The sequence below is a fragment of the Bradyrhizobium sp. WSM4873 genome (assembly GCF_055811355.1).
This window is the reverse complement of record NZ_JBVVPS010000015.1, coordinates 1-23,983: the sequence shown is the minus strand read 5'-3', so window position 1 is coordinate 23,983 and position 23,983 is coordinate 1. Positions and strand designations below refer to the sequence as shown.

Below are 23,983 nucleotides of genomic sequence, written 5' to 3'. Positions count from 1 at the left end.
GCCTTTACGCCAGGCAGCGGAACAGCAGCGCCGGATCGCGCTCGGGATCGATACGCAATCTGATCCCGCCCCATTCGATGCGGGCCTGTTCGCCGGTGAGGAGGTTTTCGAGTGCCGACACATGGTGTCGCTGCCCGCCGGCGTCAACCGTGACGTCGCCGAGCGGCAACCAGAATTCGCGCACGTGGCGCGAGAGCGCAACCACGGCCACGACGATGTTGGTCGGGTCGATCGCCTCCTTGACGAAAGCGATCGTCTCGCCGTCTTCGATGCCGAGGAAGCGCAGGTTCGCCGTCTGCTGAAGCGCAGCATTCTCGTTGCGGATGCGATTGAGCTCCGTGATGTAGGTCTTGATGTTGCCGGGCTTGTTCCAGTCGCGCTGCTTGATCTGGTATTTCTCGGAGTCGAGATACTCCTCGCGGCCGGGGATCGCGTCGTGCTCCAGCAACTCGAACCCGCTGTAGATGCCGTAATTACCGGACAGCGTCGCCGCCAGCGCGCCGCGCGATTTGAACGCCCAGGTTTCGCCGCCCTGGAGATGATAGGGCAAAAGATCGGGCGTATTCACGAAGAGGTTCGGCCGATAGAAGTCACGTTCGGGATAGCGCGTCAGCTCGCCGAGATATTGCTCCAGCTCCCACTTCGCCGTTCGCCAGGGGAAATAGCTGAACGATTGTGCAAAGCCGAGCTTGGCGAGGCCTTTCATCAGCTTCGGGCGCGCGAACGTCTTGGAGAACAGGATCACCTCGGGATGCCGGCGGCGGATGTCACGGATCAGCCACTCCCAGAAGGCGAGCGGCGCGGTGTCGTGATTGTCGATTGCAAAGATGGTGACGCCGTGGTCGATCCAGAACAGCATGGCGTCGCGAAACGCGTTCCACAGTCCAGCCCGGTCGACGGACGTGAAATCGGGGATGACGATATCGGAATAGGGCCCGTCAGCCGTCCGCACCGAGCGATCCGGGCGCCATTTGAACCATTCCGGATGCTGCGTCAGCCACGGGTGGTCCGGCGAGCATTGCACGGCGAAGTCGAGCGCGAGCTCGAGGCCGTATTCCAGGCAGGTCGCGACCAGCGCGCGAAAATCCTCGATCGTGCCGAGTTCGGGGTGCAGCGCATCGTGCCCGCCCTCGATGGCGCCGATCGCATAAGGCGAGCCGGGATCGCCGTCGCCCGCCACCGGCGCGTTGTTGCGGCCCTTGCGTCGGGTGCGGCCAATGGGATGGATCGGCGTGAAGTAGAGCACGTCAAAGCCCATCGCGGCGATGTCGGGCACGCGCGCGATGCAGTCGCGGAGCGTGCCGTGCTGTCCTGGCACCACGCTCTGGCTGCGCGGCATCATCTGATACCAGGCGCCGAAGCGCGCCTTGTCGCGGTCGACGAACAGCGGGAATAGCGCCGAGCGCGTGAGATCAGGCCGCGACTGGCTCTCGGCCATGGCTGCGCCGAGCTCGGTTGCCAGCAGCGGGGCAACATCGCCGGTCTGAAGATAGTCCTCGCATTGTCTCACGATGACAGCGGCGGCGTCCTGCTGCGCGCCATGCGCCTTGGTCAGGAGGCCCGCGCCCTCGATCGCATCGAGAGTGACGTCGGCACCGGAGCGCTGCTTGCGCGCGACCGCGTGCGACCACGTCGCGAACTCGTCGGTCCAGGCTTCGATCGCATAGACATATTTGCCGGGCTCGACGGGTGTGAACGCGCCGGACCAGCGGTCATTGCCGTGAGGGATCATCGGCTCGCTCTGCCATTCGCGGTCCTGCTCCTGTCGCCAGATCAGCGTTGCGCCGATCACGGCGTCGCCGTCCCGGTAGATGTCGGCCCAGACCTCGACCGGTTCGCGCGCGATCCGCTTCACGGGGAAGCGCCCGCCGTCGATCAGGGGATAGACGTCCTCGATGAGGAAAGTGCTGCCGGCTGCGGCACTCTCGACAGTTTGAATTGTCTTGTTCACGGTGATGCCATTGACAAGAAAGCAGGAGCCCGTTTCCCTTGCCGGGAACCTACGCTTGATACCACTATAGAAAGCCGCTTGTGTGTCATTGGTTCCCTGGGGAACGGCAGGCGCGGCTTGCGAGTTGACCTGACTAACCTCTTCCGCGACCTCGTTAAAATCGATGCCCCCGGCCAAAAAATGGCCTGCAAGCTGCGTGCCGAATGGATCTTTTAGCTCAAGCCCGGATCAAGGGCGTTCAATCTGAATTCGTCGATGCCCTCGGAAAGCTGCGGGTCACCGATCCCGTGGCCCTCAAATCTATCCTCGACGCCCTGCCGGAGAAGCGGGTTTACCGCTTTGTCAGCGGGCCCGTGGTGGTCCGCGCCTTGGGACAGCCGCGCACCGAATTGGTGGCGATCGGTGCGCCGCCGCTCAAATGGAAGATGACCGGCAACGGCAATTTGATCGCGCAAGGTGAGACGCGCGAGCCCGTGATTGCCTGGCCCGCGGGCCTGCCGCTCGGCTATCACCGCCTGACGCTGACCGATGCCGAAGGCGTGACGGAAGAGGTGCCGATGATCGTGGCGCCGGAGCGGGCTTTCGGCGGCGATTTCGACCGCGGCTGGCTGCTTGCCGTGCAGCTCTACAGCGTCCGGTCGGACCGCAATTGGGGCATCGGCGATTTCACCGATCTCGCCGGTCTCGTCCGGCTCGCCAAGCAGTTGGGGGCCGACGGCGTCGGGCTCAATCCCCTGCATGTGTTGTTCGACGACCATCCGGCCGATTGCAGCCCTTATTCGCCGAACAGCCGGCTGTTTCTCAATCCGCTCTATATCGACGTCGAGGCGATCCCGGAATTTTCCGCAGACCTCGTCCCCGACGTGGCCGCGACCGCCGCGCGGCTCCGCGACGGCGATCGCGTGCCCTATCCGGACATGGCGGCCTTGAAATGGCTCGGCCTGCGCGCCGCCTTCGACAGCTTCGTGAAAACCGCGAGCGGCGTCCGCCGCAACCAGTTCGACGCCTTCCGCGCGGCTCGCGCGCCGCTGTTGTCCCGTTTTGCCTGCTTCGAGGTGCTCCGTCATCGCTTCGCGGCGCCGTGGTGGGAATGGCCCATGGAATGGCAGCAGCCGGACGAGGCGAAATGCGCCGAGCTTCGCGGCGGGCCCGACCAGCACGAGGTCGAGTTCGTCGAATTCGTGCAATGGACGGCTGATAGCCAATTACATGCCGCCAAGGAGCTGGCCGGCCAGCTCGGCATGCGGGTCGGGCTCTATCTCGACGTGGCTGTCGGCGTGCAGTCGAACGGCTTCGACGCCTGGAACGAGCAGGGGGCGATTTCCCGCCATCTCGCCGTCGGCGCGCCGCCGGACGTGCTCAACACCATCGGCCAGGATTGGGGGCTTGCGGGTTTCAACGCCGGCGGCCTGGAGGCGCAATCCTTCGTGCCGTTTGCCGATATGCTTGCGGCTTCGATGCGCCATTCCGGGGCCATCCGTCTCGACCACGTGTTGGGCCTGAAGCGGCTGTATCTGGTGCCGCGCGGCTTCAAGCCCGACAACGGCGCCTATGTGCAGATGCCGTTCGAGGCGCTGCTGGCGACCGTGGCGCGCGAGAGCGCCGCCCATAAGTGCATCGTGATCGGCGAGGACCTCGGCACGGTGCCGGAAGGTTTTCGCGAGACCATGCAGGATTTCGGCATCTGGTCCTACCTCGTCATGATGTTCGAGCGCGACGATGCCGGTCACTTCCGGCCCGTCGATCACTACCGGCCCAACGCGCTGGTGACGCTGAACACCCATGATTTGTCGACCTATGCCGGCTGGCGCTCCTTCAGCGATCTCAAGATGAAGCGCTCGCTCGGGCTCGATCCCGGCGAGAACGATCAGGCCCGCTGGGATGCGCTCGGCCTGCTCGACGAGATCCTGCGTGCCAACGGCATCCGTGCCAATGATGTCTATTCGGTGCTCGCCTTCCTGTCGCGCACGCCGTCGCGGCTGCTTGCGGTGTCGCTGGAGGATCTGCTCGGCGTGATCGACCAGCCCAACATTCCCGGTACGATCGACGAGCATCCGAACTGGCGCCAGCGCCTGCCTGTGACGCTCGACAAGATTGCCTCGAAAGTCGATCTCGCGGCTTTGAAGGCCGCGACGCGGGAACGCTCGTTGCCCGGCGGGCGTTGATCGCCGGGGCTTCGAGGGTGCCGTTTTCAAGGCTCGTACCACATTGTCTCAGAGGATTGAGGACTACGCGCTGATCGGCGACTGCGAGACCGCGGCGCTGGTCGGCCGCAACGGCTCGATCGACTGGCTGTGCTGGCCGGCCTTCGATTCCGACGCCTGCTTTGCAGCGCTCCTCGGCACGCACAAGAACGGCCGCTGGCTGATCGCGCCGGGCGAGGACGTCACCGCGACGTCGCGCCGCTATCTCGGCGACACCCTCATCCTCGAAACGCGCTTTGAGACTGACAGCGGCACCGTCGCGCTGATCGACTTCATGCCGCCGCGCGGCAAGGCCTCCGATATCGTGCGGCTGGTCCGCGGTGTCAGCGGCACGGTGAAGATGCGGATGGAGCTCGTCATCCGCTTCGGCTTCGGCGTCGACATCCCGTGGGTGCGGCGGATCGACCATTCCCTGCTGGCGGTCGCGGGGCAGGACATGACCGTGCTGCGGACGCCGGCGAAGACCCGCGGCGAGGATCTGACCACGGTTTCTGATTTCGAGGTCAAGGCCGGCGAGACCGTGCCGTTCGTGTTGACCTACGGTCCCTCGCATCTCGAGCCGCCCGCGCCGATCGATCCGGAGCTCGCGCTTCAGGAGACGGAAAAATTCTGGCAGGACTGGTGCAGCCACTGTAATCGCGATGGCGACTATCGCGACCTGATCGTGCGCTCGCTGATCACACTCAAGGCGCTGACGTTCGGTCCGACCGGCGGCATCGTCGCGGCGCCGACCACCTCGTTGCCGGAGAAGCTCGGCGGCGCCAGGAATTGGGACTACCGCTTCTGCTGGCTGCGCGATGCCACCTTCACGCTGCTGGCGCTGATGAACTCGGGTTACACCGAGGAAGCCTCCGCTTGGCACAGTTGGCTGTTGCGTGCGGCTGCAGGCTCGCCGGCGAACATGCAGATCATGTACGGCATCTGGGGCCAGCGGCGGCTGCTGGAATGGGAGGCGACCTGGCTCGACGGCTACGAAGGCGCACAGCCGGTGCGCGTCGGCAATGCCGCGCATGCGCAGCTCCAGCTCGACGTCTACGGCGAACTGATCGACGCCTTCCACCAGTCGCGGATGGCCAAGCTCAAGCTCGACGACGAGAGCTGGGCGCTGGAATGCGCCGTGCTCAAGCATCTCGCCGAAGCCTGGGACCAGCCCGATCACGGCATCTGGGAGCGACGCGGAGAGCCGAAGCACTATGTCTTCTCCAAGGTGATGACCTGGGTCGCCTTCGATCGCGGCATCAAGAGCGCCGAGACCTTCGGCTTCAAGGCCCCGCTCCTGCACTGGCGCACCTTGCGCGACGCCATTCATCGCGACGTCTGCAACCGGGGCTTCGACGCGAGCGAAAACGCCTTCGTCGAGTCCTACGGCTCGAAGCTGCTCGATGCCAGCGTGCTGCTGCTGCCGGCCGTCGGCTTCCTGGAAGCGTCGGATCCGCGCATTCGCGGCACCATCGCGGCGGTCGAAAACCACATGCTCCGCGACGGCTTCGTGCTGCGGCACGATCCCCGCGAGGTGCCTGCGGGGCAGCCGCCGCTCGAAGGCGCCTTCCTCGCCTGCAGCCTGTGGCTGGCCGATGCCCATGTGCTGTCAGGCGATCTCGACAAGGCGCAGATCTTGTTCGATCGCGTGGTCGGTATCGCGAATGACGTCGGGCTGCTGGCCGAGGAATATGATTCAGGCGCCAGGCGTCAGACCGGCAATTTCCCGCAGGCGCTGACCCATATCGCGCTGGTCAACACGGCGCATAATCTGTCGGCGGCAAGGCAGGGCAGCCAGAAGCCGGCGATGCAGCGGTCGAAGTGAGGTTGGCGGCGCTCTCTCCGTTCCCTCCCCCCTTGTGGGGGAGGGCAGGGAGGGGGGTGTCACACGGGGATTTTATCGGTAGCGCCCCCGCCCCTGGTGCTTCACCAACAACGGCACCTTTTCTTGGGCTACCCCTCTCCCTAACCCTCCCCCACAAGGGGGGAGGGAACGCACTTCCATTGCGGCGCCAGTCGAGTCTTGTCCCGTCGGGCCTCACCCACTCCCGTTCCGCTTCAAGATCATCTCCATCGCCTCGGCAAAACCGTCCTGCTCGTTTGTCGCGGTAACGTGGGTGGCCTGGTCCTTGACGTTGTCGGCCGCATTGCCCATCGCGATCGAGACGCCGCTGACGCGGAACATCGCGAGGTCGTTCTGCATGTCGCCGATGGTGGCCACTGCGTCCGTTGAAATGCCGAGACGCTTGGCCATGGCTTGCACGAAGGTGCCCTTGTCGAAGCCGGGCGGGGTGATGTCGAGGTAGTAGGTCTGCGAGCGCACCGCCATCGCCTCGCTGCCGAGCGCCTTCTGCATCGCCTTCTCGCAGGCTTCGAGGCCCGCCGCATCGGCGCTGGCGCCGACGATCTTGCAGGCACTCGCGAGATACGGTGAAAAGTCCGCGACGATGGTGGGATCGGAGCGGATGGTGTGCTGCTCGTGAGCGACGTATTGGCCATCAGGCCTGTCGATCAGCCATTTGTCGGTGGTGAACAGCCAGATATCGGCGCCGAAGTCCCGGAGAATTTGCAAGCTTCGCTCGGCCGCGCTGGCCGGGATGAGATGCTGCTCGACCGGATTCATCTCGGGGTCGACGATCGAGGAGCCGTTGAACGGGCCGACCGGCAGCCAGAGCGCCAGCGGCTCGATCAGGAACCGCATGCCGATCGCGGGGCGGCTCGACGTAATCGTGAAGCCGATGCCGGCCCGGTGCAAACGCTGCACCGCGGACCTCGCGCGGTCGGTCAGCGTCTTGCCCTTGGTCAGCAGCGTGCCGTCGACGTCGGAGACGACGAGCGAGATTTTTGTCATGGCAGAACCTTGGGTATTGCGCCGCCCAGCTTCAATTGTCGCAAGACGCCGTCCACGATTGCCTCGACGGATTCGTCGATCGAGACGGTGATCACGTGCTCGCCGGCCTCCGGCGGCTCCAGCGTGTCGAACTGGCTCGTCAGCAGGCCGGGCGGCATGAAGTGCCCCTTGCGTTGCGCGAGGCGGGCGGCGATCAGCTCCTTCGTACCCCTCAGGAATATGAAGCGGACGTCGTCGCGTCCGCGCAGGAGCACGTCACGATAAGTGTGCTTCAGCGCCGAGCAGGCAATGATGATTTGCCCGCCGTTGTCGCAGACCCGCGCGATCTCGTCGGCAATGGCATTGAGCCAGGGCCAGCGGTCCTCGTCGGTGAGGGGATGGCCAGCCCGCATCTTCTCGACATTGCTGGCGGGATGAAAGCTATCTCCGTCCTCGAATCGCCACCCGAGGCGCTCGCCGAGCGCTTTTGCAACCGTACTCTTGCCCGAGCCCGACACGCCCATCACGATCAATGCACAAGGTGCTTCAACGCCCGCCACGAATTCCCTCCGGAAGCGCGGCCTGGTCGACCAGCCAGACGGTCTCGCCATTAGAGCGCGCGCGTACAGCCGGCAGAGTCTCGCCATTGAGCAGGCGCGTCAAGATCGGCTGCTTGTCATGCCCCGCTATCTCGAACAGCATTTCGCGGCAGGACGCCAGCGCGGGCAGGGTGAGCGTGACCCGCGGCACGAAGGGGGCAACATTGGCCTTGGGGACGCCGACCACCCAGCGCCCGGTCTCCTCGATCGCGGGGTAGCCCGGGAAGAGCGAAGCGGTGTGGCCGTCGGGACCTGCGCCCATCAAAACCATGTCGAACAGCGGCCGTGCGGGATCCAGGCTTGCAGCGCCGTAGAAAGCCTGCAGCTCGCGCGCATAGGCCTCGGCGCTCTGATCGGGGGTGTCAGCCGTCGTCGGGATCGGGTGAACATGGCCGGAGGGCGCGTTGCGATCGAGAAAGGTCGCGCGCGCGACCGCCATGTTGTTGAGAGGATCGCTTTCGGGCACGAAGCGCTCGTCACCGATGAACCAGTGCACGCGCTCCCACGGGATCTTTTCGCGCCAGGCCTCGCTGCCCAGTAGCTGGTAGAGCCTCTTTGGGCTGGAGCCGCCGGTCAGGCAGATCGCAATGCGCCCGGGATTAGCCGCGATTCGCGCCATCACCCGCTCGGCCGCGGCCCGCGCGAGTGAATCGACGTCGGGCTCGACGATCAGCTTCGGCTGTCCGGCCGTCGCCGTCACGTAAACTTCCGCCAGCTTCGGCCGTCGCGCCGCAGCAACTCGTCGGCGCAGGCCGGGCCGTCGCTGCCGGCCTCATAGGTCTCGATGCCGTTGGTGCCTTCACTCTTCCAGGCGTCCAGGAACGGCTGCACGGCCTGCCATCCGGCTTCGATGCCGTCGGCGCGTTGGAACAGGATGTTGTCGCCGATCATGCAGTCGTAGATCAGCGTCTCGTAGCCGGTCGAGGGATCGGCCCGAAAATAGTCGCCGTAGCGGAACTTCATCTCCACGCCGTCGATGGTGATGCTCGGCCCCGGAATCTTGGCGTTGAACTGAAGCTCGATGGTCTCGGTCGGCGCGATGCCGATGGTGAGAAAGTTCTGCGACAGGCGATCGACGGCTGTGCCTGAGAACATCGACAGCGGCGCCTGCTTGAACTTGATGGCCACTTCCGTGCGCTTGTGGCCGAGCGCCTTGCCGGTCCGCAGATAGAACGGCACGCCGGCCCAGCGCCAATTGTCGATCATCAGCTTCAGCGCGACAAAGGTCTCCGTGGTGCTGCCGGGCCTGACATCCTCGGTCTTGCGATAGTCGATGATCTCGTCGTCGCCGATGCGCCCCGCGAGATATTGCGCGCGGACCGAATTCCTCAGCGCGTCCTCGTGGCCCGGCTGCTGGATCGAGCTGAGCACTTCGGCCTTTTCGGAACGCACGGAATGCGCGTCGAAGCGGGCGGGCGGCTCCATCGCCACCAGCGACATCAACTGGAACAGATGGTTCGGCACCATGTCCCGCAACGCGCCGGTGGCATCGTAGAAGCCACCGCGATGGCCGACGCCGAGCTTCTCCGCCACGGTGATCTGGACGTGGTCGATATGGTTGCGATTCCAGATCGGCTCGAACATACCGTTGGCAAAGCGCAGCACCAGAATGTTCTGCACCGTCTCCTTGCCGAGATAGTGGTCGATCCGGTAGATCTGGTGCTCCTCCATCATCTTCAGCAGCTCTGCATTCAGCGCCTTGGCCGAGGCAAGGTCGGTGCCGAACGGCTTCTCGATCACCAGCCGTCGCCAGGCGCCGTTCTCCTTCATCATGCCGGTGCGGCCGAGCTCGCGCGCGGTCGGTGCGAATGCGGCGGGCGGCGTCGCCAGATAGAACAAGCGGTTGCCGCCGGTGTCCTGTGCGCATTCCAGCGAATCCAGATGCTCGCGCAGGCGATCAAACGAGGGCGGATCCTTTGCGTCGGCCTCGACGAAGGTCACGCATTCCAGCAGCCTTTTAGCGATGTCGTCGTCCACGGGCCGGGTTGCGAACTGGCGCAGGCCCTTCATCAGGCCGTCGCGCAGCTCGTCGTCCGACTGGCTCCTGCGGGCGACGCCGACCACGCAGAACTTTTCCGGTAACAGATGCTCGGCCGCCAGATTGTAGAGCGACGGCATCACCAGCCGATGGGTGAGGTCGCCGGTGACACCAAAGATGACGAAGGCGCAATTTTCCGGCTTGCGCTTGGCTTGCGGGTCTTTTGTCACGAATGATCGGCCTTGGCTCTGTTACCTGTTACTTCGGCTTTTTACTTCAGCTTCTTATTTCGGCTTCGACGCGCCCGGCTGTTTCGGCTCCTTGTGGCCGCCGAATCCCGCACGCATCGCGGAGAGAATTTTTTCGGCGAAGGTGTGTTCCTTGCGGGACCGGAAACGCGCGTAGAGCGCCGCGGTCAGGACTTCAGCCGGCACCGCCTCGTCGATCGCGGCATTGACGGTCCAGCGTCCTTCGCCGGAATCCTCGACGAAGCCGGAATATTCCGCCAACGCCGGGCTGTCGGCCAGTGCCGTCGAGGTGAGGTCGAGCAGCCAGGACGGGATCACGCTGCCGCGCCGCCAGACTTCTGCGATGTCGGCGAGATCGAAATCGTAACGATGATCCGCCGGCAAGGCCTCGATGTTGGCGTTCTTGAGGATGTCAAAACCTTCGGCATAGGCCTGCATCAAGCCGTATTCGATGCCATTGTGGATCATCTTGACGAAATGCCCGGCGCCGACCGGGCCGGCATGGATGTAGCCCTGCTCGATGCGGGGATCGCGCCCCTCACGTCCCTCCGTGCGTGGAATGTCGCCGGCGCCGGGCGCGAGCGCGGCGAAGATCGGATCGAGCCGATCGACCACCTGTTTCTCGCCGCCGATCATCATGCAATAGCCACGGTCGAGGCCCCAGACGCCGCCGGAGGTGCCGACGTCGACATAGTGGATGCCGCGCTCCTTCAGCGCCTTGCCGCGGCGGACGTCGTCCTGCCAGAACGTGTTGCCGCCGTCGATGATGACGTCGCCTTCCTGCATCGCGCCCGCGATCGTGTCGATCGTGGTCTCGGTGATGTGGCCGGCCGGCAGCATCACCCAGGCCGTGCGCGGCCGCTCCAGTTTCGCAATGAACTCTTCGAGCGTCGCCGAGCCGACGGCGCCGTCTGCGGCAAGGCCCGCGACGGCCCTGGCGTCCTTGTCGTAGACCACGGTCGAGTGGCCGTGGCGCATCAGCCGGCGAACGATGTTGCCGCCCATCCGGCCGAGGCCGATCATGCCGAGTTGCATTTGAGAAATTCCCTTAGTTCAGTGCGTCGTTGAGCGCCGCATTGAGCGCCGCGAGACCCTTCTTGAGCCCGCCCTTCAGGTGGACCCGCAGCGCGCGCCGGCCGCGCTCGGTGAGCACGTCGAAATCGCCGCGCGCCTGCGCGGCCTTGATGACGCCAAAGCTCGCCTTCTGGCCCGGCACCGGCAGGTCCCTCGCATCGTCGGCGGTGATCTGGAGGAACACGCCGCTGTCGGGGCCGCCCTTGTAGGCTTGCCCTGTGGAGTGCAGGAAACGCGGGCCGAACTCGGCGCAGGTTGCGACATGTCGCTTCTCGCGCACTTCGAGCCGCATGGCCTGGAGTGCGTCGATCGTCGCCTTGTCGCGGGCGATGTAGCCGAGCAGGGCGACATAATCGCCATGGTTGGAGCGCGACAGATGCGCCTTCAGCCATGAGGTGAGGTCGCCGTTGGCGCCGGCCGCGCGCAGGGCCGTAGCGTTGGCCTCGTCGGTGTAGAGATCGGCCTCATCCGTGCTGACGACCGGCTGCTCCGCGGGCAGCGCGCCGGTCTTTTCGAACGAGGCGGTGAGCTCCCGGGTCTTGATCTTGGCGGCTTCCACGTCCGGCTGGTCGAACGGGTTGATGCCGAGGATGCTGCCCGCCACCGCCGTTGCCATCTCGAAGCGGAAGAACTCCTGGCCGAGATGGTCGATCGACTTCATCACGATGCGCACGACGGGATGGCCGGCCGCCTCGATCGCCGCAAGCTGCGAGTCATGGGCGGCGTCCGCTTCGCCCTCGATACGGATGTCGATGAAGAGCCGGTCATTGCCGTAGACCGCGGGCTCGCCCAGCGGCTCGCCGTCGATCGGGATCAGGCCCTTGCCGTCCTTGCCGGTCGATTCCGCGATGAGCTGCTCGGCCCAGGCGCCGAAATCGGCGATCTTCCTCGACGACAGGATCGTCACCTTGTCGCGGCCTTCGAGCGCTGCATGGCCCATGGCAAGGCCAAGCTGCACGCCGGGGTTCTCACTTGGTGGCACGTCCGGTCCGCAGGAGCGGGCCATCGCAAGCGCGTGCTTGATGAAGGTCTTGATGTCGATGCCCGCGGTTGCCGCCGGCACCAGGCCGAACGGCGAGAGCACCGAATAGCGTCCGCCGATGGAGGGCTCGCCGTGGAAGATGCGCGCATAGCTCAGCGTCTTCGCCGCCTTCTCCAGCGACGATCCGGGATCGGTGACCGCGATGAAGCGATGGCCGGTCTTGACCTTCGGCCCGACCGCCTGCGCAACGCGTTCGTGGAAATAATCCTTCATCGCATTCGGTTCGGTGGTGCCGCCGGATTTGCTGGAAACGATGAACACGGTGTTTGCGATGTCGATCCTGGCCTCCATTGCCCGCACCTGCGCCGGATCGGTGGAATCCAGCACGTGCAGCTTCGGGAACCCGGGCTTCTTGCCGAAGGTCTCGGCCAGCACCTCCGGCCCGAGGCTCGAGCCGCCCATGCCGAGCACGACGGCGTCGGAGAATTTCTGGCCTTTCACGCGGCTGGCATAATCCTCGTAATCGGCGACGTCGGCCTTGGCGGCGCTGTCGAGCCAGCCGAGCCATTTGTCCTCGTCGGTGCCGGTCCAGACCGATTTGTCGCGCTGCCACAGCCTACGGATCTTGGCTGACGCGCGCCATTCCTCGGTGCTCTCAGCCACGGCCTTGCCGAGCCCGTCGCCGAGCGAGAGCAGCTGGCGGTCGATCGCGGGCCCGAGCACCGTGGCCCGCTTGTGTGCGACCGCGCCATAGAGCTTGTCGGCGGCGTCGGCAAACTGCTTGACGCCGTCCTTGACGAGTTCCTCTGTGATGGCATCGAGCGACACGCCGGAGCGCTCCAGCTCCTCCAGCACGCGCCTGGCGTCGTCGACATTCTCTTCCAGGCTGTCGCGCGGCTTGCCGTGGTCGCGGAACGCATCCAGCGTCGCCGGCGGCACTGTGTTGATGGTGTCGGGGCCGATCAATTCCTCGACATAGAGGACGTCGCTGTAATCCTTGTTCTTGGTGCCGGTCGAGGCCCACAGCATGCGCTGCGGTTTGGCGCCCTTGGCTGCGAGCTTGTCCCAGCGGGGACCCGAGAACAGGCGCTTGTAATCTTGATAGGCGACCTTCGCATTGGCGATCGCGACCTTGCCCTTCAGCGCGGCGAGCCGTTCCTTCTCGCTCGGGTCGTTGGCGCGGGCGATCTTCTCGTCGAGCTGTTTGTCGACCACCGAGTCGATGCGGCTGACGAAAAAGCTCGCCACGCTCGCCACGTGCGAGGGGTCGCCGCCACCTGCGACGTATGTCTCCAGACCGGCGAGATAGGCCTCGGCAACCTGCAGATAGACGTCCCTGGAGAACAGCAGCGTGATGTTGATGCTGATGCCGTCGCCGATCAGGGTCTCGATCGCCGGCAGGCCCTCAGGCGTTGCCGGCACCTTCACCATCAGGTTCTTGCGGTTGACGTCCTTCCAGAGCCGCCGCGCCTCTGTGACCGTTTCACCCGTGTCCATCGCCAGATAGGGCGAGACTTCCAGGCTGACATAGCCGTCGCCCCCCTTGAGGCGGTCGTAGACTGGGCGCAGCACGTCGGCGGCGTTCTGGATGTCCTCGACCGCGACGGCCTCGAACAGGTCGGCGACCGACCGGTCGCCGCGCTTCAACGCCTTGCCGATCGGCGCGTCGTACTCGTCCGAGCTGCCGATCGCTTTCTCGAAGATCGAGGGGTTGGAGGTGACACCCTTGACGCCGTCGGTATCGATCAGCCGCTTGAGGTCGCCCTTGGCGATGAAGCCACGGGCCAGGAAGTCCAGCCAGACGGCTTGTCCGTGCTTTTCCAGTTCTTTGACGGGATTCATGATGCTAATTTATCTCCAAGCCTGCGGGCGAGGGGTTTCCGCGCCGGTCCTGACGCGCTATCCTCTAGCTTACATGCTTCCTTGAGGGAACCAATCAAGGGTATGGGCGTCATATCCTCCAGTGTAACTCCGTCGCGATCGTGGCGATCCGCGTAGAGGGAGCCGAGTTGCGTAAAAGGTCGTTGGCCGTGAGGAATCGGCCAAGCCTTGTTGTGTAACGCCAGCTGCCTCGCCTCGCCGCTAGCGGCTGCGCGGAGTACTCATCAGCGGATTCCGGTCCGCCTGATGCATCGTGGCTCGGTCGCGAATGGCCATGCTGGGGGAAAGCATGCAAGCACATCATGACCGTCTGGCGCTCGCTGTCACAGACATGCCCCAGCCGGTCACGTCGGCCGGATGCGTCGATGCGTCCCACGATCTCGAAATCGGTCCATGTACGACCCAACTGCGATTGCTGGTCGTAGCGGGCTTCGCAATGACGCTGCTCAGCGCAACGCTCGCCCTGGGCTGGTGGAACGCTTTTGGCGATTACGACACGACGCTCGGCTGTGCCGGCGTGGTGGCATTCGCCGTCATGACCGGTCGGCTGATCTGGATGCTCCCCGCCGAGCGGGGATCGGTGGTGATCGTCACCCCCTACGGCATTCGCGACCTCCGCATCGGCAATGAATTTCTGCTGTGGGACTCGATCGCAGAGATTTCGGCTGAACAACGCCGCGGGCGCAAGGTGATCGTGCTGACGCCGACGCCGGCCTTGCAGCGGCAGCTTTGCAGCATCCGCGGCTTGGCCCGCGGTGTGACGGACGATCGCATCGTCATCCGGTCGGAGGGCCCGGCGACCGATTTTGATACACTGCTGCGCGCTTGCCGCGACTGTCACGCCGCCGGCGGTCCGCGCACCGCATTGCAGCAGGAAGATGAACGCGGCACCCAAGGCTTCGCCGTACAAGCGTCATAAGATCGCCGTTCGCAGACGGCTATGATGCGGCGCCGGATGAACGCATCCCCGGTAATGCCCGGATGTTGCGAGCGAGTGACATTTTCTGGAAATGAGCCAATATAGACAAAGATTCGCTCAAATATCAGGCAGGTGCCTGTTCGTAACTCACCCTGTGCCTACGTTGTGCGTTGCGCCGAGAAGGCGCCCGGGTGTCGAATGATCGTCATGTGCTCACGCTGATTCGAGAGTGGCGCTAAGGAACGGTCCGGTCGCTGCTTTCGTTCAATTGTGTAGCGGAACTCACGCGGAGAGGGATCATGTACAACGATTCTCTATTCAACGCTTTCGCTAAGTCGTTCGAGGCGAGAAGCCAACACGACATGTCGATGGCGGAATATCTGGAATCGTGTCGAAGCGATCCCATGAAATACGCGAACGCGGCCGAACGACTGCTAGCAGCGATCGGTGAGCCCCAGACGATTGACACGGCCAAGGACCCACGCCTTGGCCGTATTTTTTTGAACCGCACGATCCGCACCTATCCGGCCTTCGCCGGCTTCTACGGCATGGAAGAAACCATCGAGCGCATCGTTGGTTTCTTCCGTCACGCGGCGCAGGGCCTCGAAGAGCGCAAGCAGATCCTGTATCTGCTCGGTCCGGTCGGCGGTGGCAAATCCTCCCTCGCCGAGCGGCTCAAGTCGCTGATGGAAGTGCATCCGATCTACGTGCTCAAGGCCGGCGACGAGCTCTCGCCCGTGTTCGAAAGCCCGCTCAGCCTGTTCGATCCGGATCAGCTCGGCCCGATGCTGGAAGAGAAATACGGCATTCCGCGCCGCCGTCTCACCGGCCTGATGAGCCCATGGTGCTACAAGCGGCTGGAAGCCTTCGGCGGCGACATTTCCCAGTTTCGGGTCGCAAAAATCCAGCCGTCACGGCTGCGCCAGATCGCGATCGCCAAGACCGAGCCGGGTGACGAGAACAACCAGGACATCTCCTCGCTTGTCGGCAAGGTCGACATCCGCAAGCTCGAAACCTACGCGCAGAACGATCCCGACGCCTACAGCTATTCCGGCGGCCTCAACCGCGCCAACCAGGGCGTGCTCGAGTTCGTCGAGATGTTCAAGGCGCCGATCAAGATGCTGCACCCGCTGCTCACCGCGACGCAGGAAGGCAACTACATCGGCACCGAGAACATCGGCGCGATCCCGTTCACCGGCGTCATCCTCGCGCACTCCAACGAAGCCGAGTGGTCGAGCTTCAAGGCCAACAAGAACAACGAGGCCTTCATCGACCGCATCTGCGTGATCAAGGTGCCTTATTGCCTGCGGATCACGGAAGAGCAGAAGATCTACGAGAAGCTGATCCAGGGCTCCGAGCTCGCGGCCGCGCCTTGCGCGCCCGCGACGCTGGAAACTCTGGCGCGGTTCTCGGTGATGTCGCGCCTGCGCAAGCACGAAAATTCCACGACCTACGCCAAGATGAGGGTCTACGACGGCGAGAGCCTGAAGGAGACCGATCCGAAGGCGCGCAGCGTCCAGGAATATCGCGATGCCGCCGGCGTCGACGAGGGCATGGACGGTGTCTCCACCCGCTTTGCCTTCAAGATCCTGGCTGCGACCTTCAACCACGATCCGCAGGAAGTCGCCGCCGACGCCGTGCATCTCATGTACGCGCTGGAGCAATCGATCAAGCGCGAGCAGCTGCCCGAGGAAGTCGAGAAGCGCTACCTCGAATTCATCAAGGCCGACCTTGCACCGCGTTATGCCGAGTTCATCGGCAACGAGATCCAGAAGGCTTATCTCGAATCCTACTCGGATTACGGCCAGAACCTGTTCGACCGCTACGTGGACTACGCCGATGCCTGGATCGAGGACCAGGATTTCAAGGATGCCGATACCGGCCAGCTGCTGGATCGCGAACTCTTGAACCAGGAATTGACCAAGATCGAGAAGCCGGCGGGCATCGCCAACCCGAAGGATTTCCGCAACGAGGTGGTCAAATTCTCGTTACGGTCGCGCGCCCAGAACGGTGGCAAGAATCCGACCTGGATCTCCTACGAGAAGATTCGCGATGTGATCGAAAAGCGGATATTCTCCCAGGTCGAGGACCTGCTTCCGGTCATCTCCTTCGGGTCGAAGAAGGACGGCGAGACGGAGAAGAAGCACGGCGAGTTCGTCGCACGCATGGTGGAGCGCGGCTACACCGAGCGTCAGGTTCGCCGGCTCGTCGAATGGTACATGCGCGTGAAGCAGGCCGGTTGAGGCGGATGGAAAAGTGCCGATTCACATTATTGACAGGCGCCTGAATCCGGGCGGCAAGAGTCTCGAGAACCGGCAGCGGTTCTTGCGTCGGGCCAAATCCCTGGTGCAGGGCGCCGTCAAGAAGACCTCGCAGGAACGCGACATCAAGGACGTCCTAGAGGGTGGAGAGGTCACGATTCCGCTCGACGGCATGCACGAGCCGCGTTTCCGCCGCGACGGCGGAACGCGCGACATGGTGTTGCCCGGGAACAAGAAGTTCATCGAGGGTGACTACCTCCAGCGCTCCGGCCAGGGCAGCGCCAAGGATTCCGGTCCGGGCGAAGGCGACAGCGAGGACGCCTTCCGCTTCGTGCTCAGCCGCGACGAATTCGTTGATCTCTTCCTCGATGATCTCGAACTTCCCGATCTCGCCAAGCGCAAGATCGCGCACACCGAGAGCGAGGGCATCCAGCGCGCCGGCTACACCACGTCGGGCTCGCCCGCCAACATCTCCGTGAGCCGGACGGTTCGGCGCGCGATGGCGCGCCGTATCGCGCTCAAGCGTCCCAGCAAGGAGGAGATCGAAGAACTCGAAGCCGCCATCGCCGCCTGCGCGGACGAGGACGAGCGTCTGGTGCTGATGGCCCAGCTCGAAAAACTGAAGGCGAAGTCCAAGCGCATTCCCTTCATCGATCCGCTCGACATCCGCTACCGCCGCTTCGAGACGGTGCCCAAGCCCGTTGCCCAGGCCGTGATGTTCTGCCTGATGGACGTGTCGGGCTCGATGTCCGAGCACATGAAGGATCTCGCCAAGCGCTTCTACATGCTGCTCTACGTGTTCCTGAAGCGCCGCTACAAGCATGTCGACATCGTCTTCATCCGCCACACCGATCGCGCCGAGGAGGTGGACGAGCAGACCTTCTTCTACGGCCCGGCTTCCGGCGGCACGCTGGTCTCCAGCGCGCTGCAGGCCATGCACGAGATCGTGCGCGAACGCTTCAGCCCGTCGGACTGGAATATCTACGCCGCGCAGGCCTCCGACGGCGACAATTCCTATTCCGACGGCGAGCTCGCGGGCATGCTGCTGACCGACAAGATCCTGCCGGTCTGCCAGTTCTTCGCCTATCTCGAGGTCGGCGAGTCCGGCGGCAGCGCCTTCGATCTGTCCGACTCCTCGCTGTGGACCCTCTACGAGCGCCTGCGCAACAGCGGCGCGCCGCTCTCGATGCGCAAGGTCAGCGAGCGCAGCGAGATTTTTCCGGTGTTCCACGATCTGTTCCAGCGCCGCGACACTGCCCAGGAGAAAGCCGCTCCATGACGGAACGCTTGTTCGAAGGCGCCGATTGGGATTTTCACACCTTGCAGCGCATCACGGATGCCTGCGAGGAGGTAGCGACGAAAGATCTCGGGCTCGACGTCTATCCGAACCAGATCGAAGTCATCACCGCCGAGCAGATGCTGGACGCCTATTCGTCGGTCGGCATGCCGCTGTTCTACAAGCATTGGTCGTTCGGAAAGCACTTTGCGTATCACGAGGCCTCATACCGCAAGGGCCTCATGGGTCTTGCCTATGAGATCGTGATCAACTCCTCCCCCTGCATCTCCTACCTGATGGAGGAGAACACGGCGACGATGCAGACCCTGGTGATCGCGCACGCCGCCTTCGGTCACAATCATTTCTTCAAGAACAACTATCTGTTCAAGCAGTGGACCGACGCCGACGGCATCCTGGATTATCTGGATTTCGCCAAGAACTACGTCATGCAATGCGAGGATCGCTACGGCCGCGTCGAGGTCGAGCGCACCCTCGATGCCGCGCATGCGCTGATGTCGCATGGGATCGACCGCTATCCCGGCAAGAAGAAGCTCGATCTCCGCGCCGAAGAGAAGCGGGCAGGGCGCCGCCGCCAGCACGAGGAGGAGGTCTTCAACGACCTCTGGCGCACCGTGCCGGCGGGAAAGAGCAAGACCCGGTCCGCGCTCAGCATCGAACGCCGCCGCAAGCTGCTCGGCCTGCCGCAGGAGAACCTGCTGTATTTCCTCGAGAAGAGCGCGCCGCGGCTGGCGCCATGGCAGCGCGAGCTGTTGCGCATCGTGCGCCACATCGCGCAATATTTCTATCCGCAGAGCCAGACCAAGGTGATGAACGAGGGGACGGCGACCTACGTCCACTATCGCATCATGACCAAGCTGCATCAGCAGGGCCGCATCAGCGACGGCAATTTCCTCGAATTCCTGCAGTCGCACACCAACGTCGTGTTCCAGCCCGAATTCGACGACCAGCGCTTCTCCGGCTTCAACCCCTATGCGCTCGGCTTCGCCATGATGCAGGACATCGAGCGCATCGTGACGCGGCCGGAAGACGAGGACCGCGAGTGGTTCCCGGACATCGCCGGCAAGAATGACGTGATGGGCGTGCTGCGCGACGTCTGGGCCAACTACCGTGATGAAAGCTTCATCGCCCAGTTCCTGAGCCCGAAGCTGATGCGGCACCTTCGCATGTTCCACTTGCATGACGATCCCGAGGAACGCGCCGGCATCCGGGTCGACGCCATTCACGACGAGCGCGGCTTCCGCCGCGTCCGGCGCGAGCTGGCACGGCAGCACGATGTCGGCTACATCGACGCGAATATCGAGGTGGTCGACGTCGATCTCTCCGGCGACCGGCGGCTGATCCTGCATCACCATGTCATCAAGGGCGCGCAGCTCAACGAGACCGACGCCAAGCGCGTGCTCCAGCATCTCGCCGATCTCTGGACCTACGACGTCGCACTGATCGAGGTCGACGCCAACGACAAGGTGCTGCGCGAATACGTCGTGAGCCCGCGCCCGATCTCCGCGGTGGCCTGACGCTGCTGACTACCCCTGGCGCTCGATGAGCCTCTACTGGTGCCCCGACGAAGGTGCGTTCCCTCCCCCCTTGTGGGGGAGGGCTAGGGAGAGGGGTAGCCCAGCAAAAGGTGCCAGTCGTCGATGGCGGCGAGCGCTTTGCGCGATGGAGAGAACCCCCGTGTGGCACCCCCCCTCCCTGACCCTCCCCCACAGGGGGGGAGGGAACGGAGAGAGTGTTCCACTAGCGCTTTCCAGCCCGCTTCTTCCTGGCCTTGGACGCGTTCAGCTCCACGGCCGCGCGGATCAGCGCCTTCAATGCCTTCTCGTTGATCTTCTCACCTTCGCGAATATCGATCGCGCGGCGCACGTTGCCGTCGAGGCTCGAGTTGAACAGGCCGGCGGGATCGTCCAGCGCCGCGCCCTTGGCAAAGGTCATCTTCACCACGGCCTTGTATGTCTCGCCGGTACAGATGATGCCGTCGTGCTCCCACACGGGAACGCCGCGCCATTTCCATTCCTCGACGATTTCAGGATCGGCCTCCTTGATCAGGCGGCGGATTCGCCCGAGCATCTCGCCGCGCCAGTCGCCGAGCTCCTTGATCCTGCCGTCGATCATCCTGGAGGGCGAAGCGCCATCCGTTTTCGTCGCGCTGCTGTTTTTCGCGGTCGCGGCCTTCTTCATGTTCACGCCTCTTGTCGGGCGCCGCGGCGGCGGCCGAGATAGGGCAGCGCGAACATATAGAGCCCGGTCGCAAGCAATGGGATCAATGGGACGAACGCGAGCAAGCCGATCCACGTCGCCTGGACTTGCAGCGTCAGGGCGACGATGTTGGCGATGACGGCGAGCGTGAAAGCGATCGACAACCAGCGATGGATCTGCCGAATCCACATATTTCCGGTCAATGAAACCTCCTCTTGAGATGATCGAATGAAGGCCGGCGGCCGAGCTAATCTGCCCGCGCCAGCAGTTCGTCCAGCTTGGCGAGAAACTGCTTCCAGCCGGCATGCGCGCCGCCAAAAGCCTGCTTCTGCGTCGGGCTGAAGCCGGCTTGCTCGACGCGCAGATGCGTGCCTGCGCCCGTCGGGGTCAGTGTGAAGGTCACGACGCTCTTGAGATCGAACGCCGCGTCCTCATGCGAGAAATTCCAGGTGTAGGCGAGCGTCTTCTGCGGCTCGATGGTGAGGACCTCGCAGTCCAGCACGCCGCCCCACTCGCCGCGAAGGTTGAAGCGGTGGCCCACGTTCGGCTTGAAGTCGTTCTTCATCAGCCATTCCTCGATCAAATGCGGCTGCGTCAGCGCGCGCCAGATCCGCTCGGGGGGAAAGGCAAATTCGCGTTCGACGACGACAGATCGGGTTTCGGCCGCGGATTCGTTCATTGGTCCATCCTCTTCAGGAGATCGTCGAGCGCGTCGAGCCGGTTCTGCCAGAACCCGGCCATCTGGCTGGTCCAGTCGATCAACGGATTGAGCGCGCCGGGCTGGGCGCTGTAATGCGTCTGCCGCCCTTGATGCCGGTCGCGCACGAGGCCAGCCTGCTTCAGCGCGCCGAGATGTTTCGAGACCGCCGGCTGGGACACGCCCGACAGTGCTGTCAGTGCCCGGACCGTCTGTTCGCCCTCGCGGCACAATCGCTCGAAGATCGCCCGACGCGTGGGGTCGGCGAGCGTCCTGAACAAAAGGTCGTGGGCGGCGACGGGCATGGAATCCATAACCTGTAAGTTATGGATGTATTCATAACCGCAGGGTTATGGGTAAGTCAAGCGCCTTGCAAGCATGTGGTACTCGCTCGCGCAACCCGCTCCGCCGTCATTGCGAGGAGCCCTTGCGACGAAGCAATCCAGTCTGCTTCCGTGGAGGGACTGGATTGCTTCGCTGCGCTCGCAATGACGGACAATGTAGCGGCACCTCCCGCGCCCCTACGGCCGCAGATAGAGATAGCCCTGCGACTGGAGCTCGGCCAAACGGACCACGCCGCCTTTCTCCGCGCTGACGAAGCCCGGCAGGAGATCCGCGAGCGTGACGTTCTGCGCCTTCATCGTGTTGCCGCAGGCGGCAAGCTCGACGCCATCCTTGGAGAAGTCGCCGACGCGCTTGCTGATGTCAGGGTTGGCTTGCGCCCAGTGAAACGCCTTCAGCGCCGGCCCGTGGATCACCAGCGCGATCGTCACATGCTCGGGGCCGCCGACGCCGTCGATGTGGTTCTGGATGTTGCCGAGGACGAAGTTGACCTTCTCGGCATCGCTCAAATGATAGACCACCTTCAGCTTGTTGCCCGCGCCGGCTTCGGTCGCAGCCTTCGCGCTGGAGGCGCCAAGCGCCGCGCCCAAGCCCGAGATGGCGCTCCACAACATGTTCCGGCGGTTCATGACGATCTCCCTCGATTGCGCCGGACACATATCATTTGTGGCGGAGCGCGGCGAGTTCCTTGCGGTCGGTCACGAGCGAGGCGCATTCCTTATTGTCCGTTCGATCTAGGCGGAAAATTCCGTCGTCGGCCCCGGCAACCAGCGACAGTTCGGCATCCTCATCCGGCTTGTTGTTCTGCCAGACCCTGACCCGCGCCAGCCGCACGATCGCCGATTTGTCGTCCTTCGAGAGCGCGACGCCGATGCCGCCGCCCTCGCAGTCGACGCCGCAACCGAGGCGGATCTCGGTGCCGTCCTTGGTGAACACGGCGTGATGACAGGAGCCGCTGGAGTCGAAATCGCCGGAGCGGTGACGATATCTGAATCCCAGGCGGAAGGAATTGTGGAACTGCTTGTCCTCCGTGTCCAATTCCGCCGAGATCAGCAGCTTCATCGAGGCGACCTTCTGCTTCGGATGGCGCGCCAGATGCTCGGCATCGTAGCGCCGCACGAAGCAGGCATAGGCCTTGTTGCTGGGTGCACCCGCATACATGCGCGCGTTGAAGGTCTCGGCTTCGGCCTTGCTGGCCTCACGGATATCGTCGGCCTCCTCAGCATGAGCGGTGCCCCCGACCGCGGCAAGGAAGACGGCAGCAACGAGAAAAAGCTTCATGATGGCCTCGCCTGCAGCAGCTGAGCTGTACGCTGTAGACGCGGCCCGGGTGCGATGCGTTCAACGTCCGCACATCTGACAGGATCATCGCAGGGCGCAGCGAGGTGATCAGTTCCACGCCGGGCTTTAGTCATCGGTGGGGTCATGAAGGTTCATTCGACGTGACGCCTTCGCCTTTCGGAACCTGACGCCCTGCGGTTCTTACGACATTACCCGACGTCATCGATGTGATAGCCTTCACAGACGATCGCCTCTGGCGGTCGTAGGCTGGGGCCTGCCTTGTAAGTTTGTGGAGTCCCCCGCAATGGGCGAAATTCGCAACTTCAGATCCGGGAATGACGAGCCGCCTTCACACGGCCCTATGCCTCGTCGTCTCGCGGCCATCATTGTCGGTGACATCGCGTCCTACAGCCGCCTGATGCAGGCCGACGAGGAGGGCACGCACGTCCGCGTCAAGCGGATCGAGCGGGATCTCATCCAGCCCAGCATCGTCGAGCACCACGGAAGTCTGGTGAAGACGACGGGCGATGGCTTCATCGCGATTTTCGACAGTCCGGTCGAGGCCGTGCGATGCAGCATCGTCATCCAGCAGAATCTCATCGGCCGCAACGCCTCGCTTCCGAAGGAGACCCGGATCGAGTACCGGATTGGCGTCAATCTCGGTGACGTCATCGTGGAGCCTGATGACGTCTACGGCGATGGTGTCAACATCGCGACGCGCATCGAGGGCATCGCCGAGCCAGGCCAGGTCTTTATCTCCGGCGCGATCTACGAGCAGATCAAGCACAAGGTCGTGTGCGGCTACGAGTCGCTCGGGGACCGCAAAGTCAAGAACATCACCGATCCCGTGCGCGTCTATAAAGTGCTGCCGGATGCAGACGCGGTCGGCAGGACGCGGGGGCGGCGCGAGAATGCCCTGATCTTTCTGCTGGGGATCACGCTGTCGGTGATGGCCGCCGGCGTGCTGTGGTATCTGCTGGCTCAGGCACCGGGCAGGGTGGGCGAGCAGGCTGCCGTCACTACCGTTTCTCCTAACGCTTCTCCTGCCGCATCACCGAGCCCGCAGCGTCCGCCGCGCGAAGCGGCGCCTCAGACGCCGCAGCCATCTCCCACCTCGGCTTCGTCATCTCCGTCGCCCGCTCCCGCGCCAAGTCAATCGACAAGTCAATCGGCACCCCCCGTCCGCGAACCCGAGATGGTCGCCATTCGCGGCGGCAGCTTTGCGATGGGAAGCAATGACGACCCGACCGAGCGTCCTGTCCAT

Annotated in this window: 20 protein-coding genes; 7 read left to right on the top strand and 13 right to left on the bottom strand. The window is 63.9% G+C overall.

Annotated elements, in window-relative coordinates; all coding sequences use genetic code 11:
* Window positions 1-4 precede the first annotated feature (4 nt).
* Entirely contained in the window at window positions 5-1,951 is a 1,947-nt protein-coding gene (locus tag AC0L21_RS20200; RefSeq protein WP_473263579.1) for a maltotransferase domain-containing protein, read from the bottom strand.
* Window positions 1,952-2,154: 203 nt separating this feature from the next.
* Between AC0L21_RS20200 and malQ the strand changes: the two genes are divergently transcribed.
* Together malQ and AC0L21_RS20190 are read left to right on the top strand one after the other, a co-directional pair.
* On the top strand, window positions 2,155-4,116 hold the full coding sequence (gene malQ / locus AC0L21_RS20195; RefSeq protein WP_473263578.1) for a 4-alpha-glucanotransferase: 1,962 nt from the start codon (window positions 2,155-2,157) through the stop codon (window positions 4,114-4,116).
* Window positions 4,117-4,159: 43 nt separating this feature from the next.
* Window positions 4,160-5,959 (top strand): glycoside hydrolase family 15 protein, encoded by a 1,800-nt coding sequence (locus tag AC0L21_RS20190; protein ID WP_473263577.1) that lies wholly within the window; start codon window positions 4,160-4,162, stop codon window positions 5,957-5,959.
* Window positions 5,960-6,172: 213 nt separating this feature from the next.
* Here the strand turns inward: AC0L21_RS20190 and AC0L21_RS20185 are convergent, their stop codons facing one another.
* Genes AC0L21_RS20185 through AC0L21_RS20160 form a run of 6 tightly spaced genes read right to left on the bottom strand, consistent with a single transcriptional unit; the run spans window position 6,173 to window position 13,687 of the window.
* A complete protein-coding gene (locus tag AC0L21_RS20185) occupies window positions 6,173-6,985 on the bottom strand; it encodes an HAD family hydrolase (protein WP_473263576.1) in 813 nt (270 codons plus the stop codon).
* On the bottom strand, window positions 6,982-7,524 hold the full coding sequence (locus AC0L21_RS20180; RefSeq protein ID WP_473263575.1) for a gluconokinase: 543 nt from the start codon (window positions 7,522-7,524) through the stop codon (window positions 6,982-6,984). The genes AC0L21_RS20185 and AC0L21_RS20180 overlap by 4 nt, the downstream gene beginning before the upstream one ends.
* On the bottom strand, window positions 7,511-8,263 hold the full coding sequence (pgl, locus tag AC0L21_RS20175) for a 6-phosphogluconolactonase (RefSeq protein ID WP_473263574.1): 753 nt from the start codon (window positions 8,261-8,263) through the stop codon (window positions 7,511-7,513). The genes AC0L21_RS20180 and pgl overlap by 14 nt, the downstream gene beginning before the upstream one ends.
* On the bottom strand, window positions 8,260-9,771 hold the full coding sequence (gene zwf / locus AC0L21_RS20170; protein WP_473263573.1) for a glucose-6-phosphate dehydrogenase: 1,512 nt from the start codon (window positions 9,769-9,771) through the stop codon (window positions 8,260-8,262). Before zwf ends, pgl begins: the two co-directional genes overlap by 4 nt.
* 54 nt (window positions 9,772-9,825) lie before the next feature.
* Window positions 9,826-10,824 (bottom strand): phosphogluconate dehydrogenase (NAD(+)-dependent, decarboxylating), encoded by a 999-nt coding sequence (gnd, locus tag AC0L21_RS20165; protein ID WP_473263572.1) that lies wholly within the window; start codon window positions 10,822-10,824, stop codon window positions 9,826-9,828.
* Window positions 10,825-10,837: 13 nt separating this feature from the next.
* Window positions 10,838-13,687 (bottom strand): bifunctional transaldolase/phosoglucose isomerase, encoded by a 2,850-nt coding sequence (locus AC0L21_RS20160; RefSeq protein WP_473263571.1) that lies wholly within the window; start codon window positions 13,685-13,687, stop codon window positions 10,838-10,840.
* Window positions 13,688-13,994: 307 nt separating this feature from the next.
* Between AC0L21_RS20160 and AC0L21_RS20155 the strand changes: the two genes are divergently transcribed.
* The 4 genes from AC0L21_RS20155 (at window position 13,995) to AC0L21_RS20140 (ending at window position 19,717) form a co-directional block, all read left to right on the top strand.
* Window positions 13,995-14,645 (top strand): hypothetical protein, encoded by a 651-nt coding sequence (locus tag AC0L21_RS20155; protein ID WP_473263570.1) that lies wholly within the window; start codon window positions 13,995-13,997, stop codon window positions 14,643-14,645.
* 299 nt (window positions 14,646-14,944) lie between these two features.
* The gene (locus AC0L21_RS20150; protein WP_473263569.1) at window positions 14,945-16,888 is read left to right on the top strand and encodes a PrkA family serine protein kinase; all 1,944 of its coding nucleotides are present in this window, start codon (window positions 14,945-14,947) and stop codon (window positions 16,886-16,888) included.
* Between the two features lie 19 nt (window positions 16,889-16,907).
* Window positions 16,908-18,185 carry a YeaH/YhbH family protein gene (locus AC0L21_RS20145; RefSeq protein WP_473263718.1) on the top strand — a complete coding sequence of 426 codons (1,278 nt, stop codon included), beginning with the start codon at window positions 16,908-16,910 and terminating at the stop codon, window positions 18,183-18,185.
* On the top strand, window positions 18,182-19,717 hold the full coding sequence (locus AC0L21_RS20140; protein ID WP_007613791.1) for a SpoVR family protein: 1,536 nt from the start codon (window positions 18,182-18,184) through the stop codon (window positions 19,715-19,717). The genes AC0L21_RS20145 and AC0L21_RS20140 overlap by 4 nt, the downstream gene beginning before the upstream one ends.
* Before the next feature lie 223 nt (window positions 19,718-19,940).
* Here AC0L21_RS20140 and AC0L21_RS20135 read toward each other — a convergent pair whose 3' ends face one another.
* The 6 genes from AC0L21_RS20135 to AC0L21_RS20110 all read right to left on the bottom strand — a co-directional run bounded on the left by AC0L21_RS20135 (window position 19,941) and on the right by AC0L21_RS20110 (window position 22,719).
* Window positions 19,941-20,381, bottom strand: coding sequence for a DUF1801 domain-containing protein (locus AC0L21_RS20135; RefSeq protein WP_473263568.1), 441 nt, complete (start codon window positions 20,379-20,381; stop codon window positions 19,941-19,943).
* Between the two features lie 2 nt (window positions 20,382-20,383).
* A complete protein-coding gene (locus AC0L21_RS20130) occupies window positions 20,384-20,602 on the bottom strand; it encodes a hypothetical protein (RefSeq protein WP_027570573.1) in 219 nt (72 codons plus the stop codon).
* 44 nt (window positions 20,603-20,646) lie between these two features.
* Window positions 20,647-21,078, bottom strand: coding sequence for an SRPBCC family protein (locus tag AC0L21_RS20125; RefSeq protein WP_473263566.1), 432 nt, complete (start codon window positions 21,076-21,078; stop codon window positions 20,647-20,649).
* Window positions 21,075-21,401: an ArsR/SmtB family transcription factor gene (locus AC0L21_RS20120; RefSeq protein ID WP_473263565.1), complete on the bottom strand. Its 327-nt coding sequence runs from the start codon at window positions 21,399-21,401 to the stop codon at window positions 21,075-21,077. Before AC0L21_RS20120 ends, AC0L21_RS20125 begins: the two co-directional genes overlap by 4 nt.
* A 216-nt stretch (window positions 21,402-21,617) precedes the next feature.
* Window positions 21,618-22,067, bottom strand: a complete 450-nt coding sequence (locus AC0L21_RS20115) for a DsrE family protein (RefSeq protein ID WP_473263564.1) — start codon at window positions 22,065-22,067, stop codon at window positions 21,618-21,620.
* A 31-nt stretch (window positions 22,068-22,098) separates the two neighbouring features.
* Window positions 22,099-22,719, bottom strand: a complete 621-nt coding sequence (locus tag AC0L21_RS20110; RefSeq protein ID WP_473263563.1) for a hypothetical protein — start codon at window positions 22,717-22,719, stop codon at window positions 22,099-22,101.
* A 304-nt stretch (window positions 22,720-23,023) separates the two neighbouring features.
* Here AC0L21_RS20110 and AC0L21_RS20105 point away from each other — a divergent pair.
* The coding region (locus AC0L21_RS20105; protein ID WP_473263562.1) for an adenylate/guanylate cyclase domain-containing protein at window positions 23,024-23,983 on the top strand (960 nt) is incomplete at its 3' end.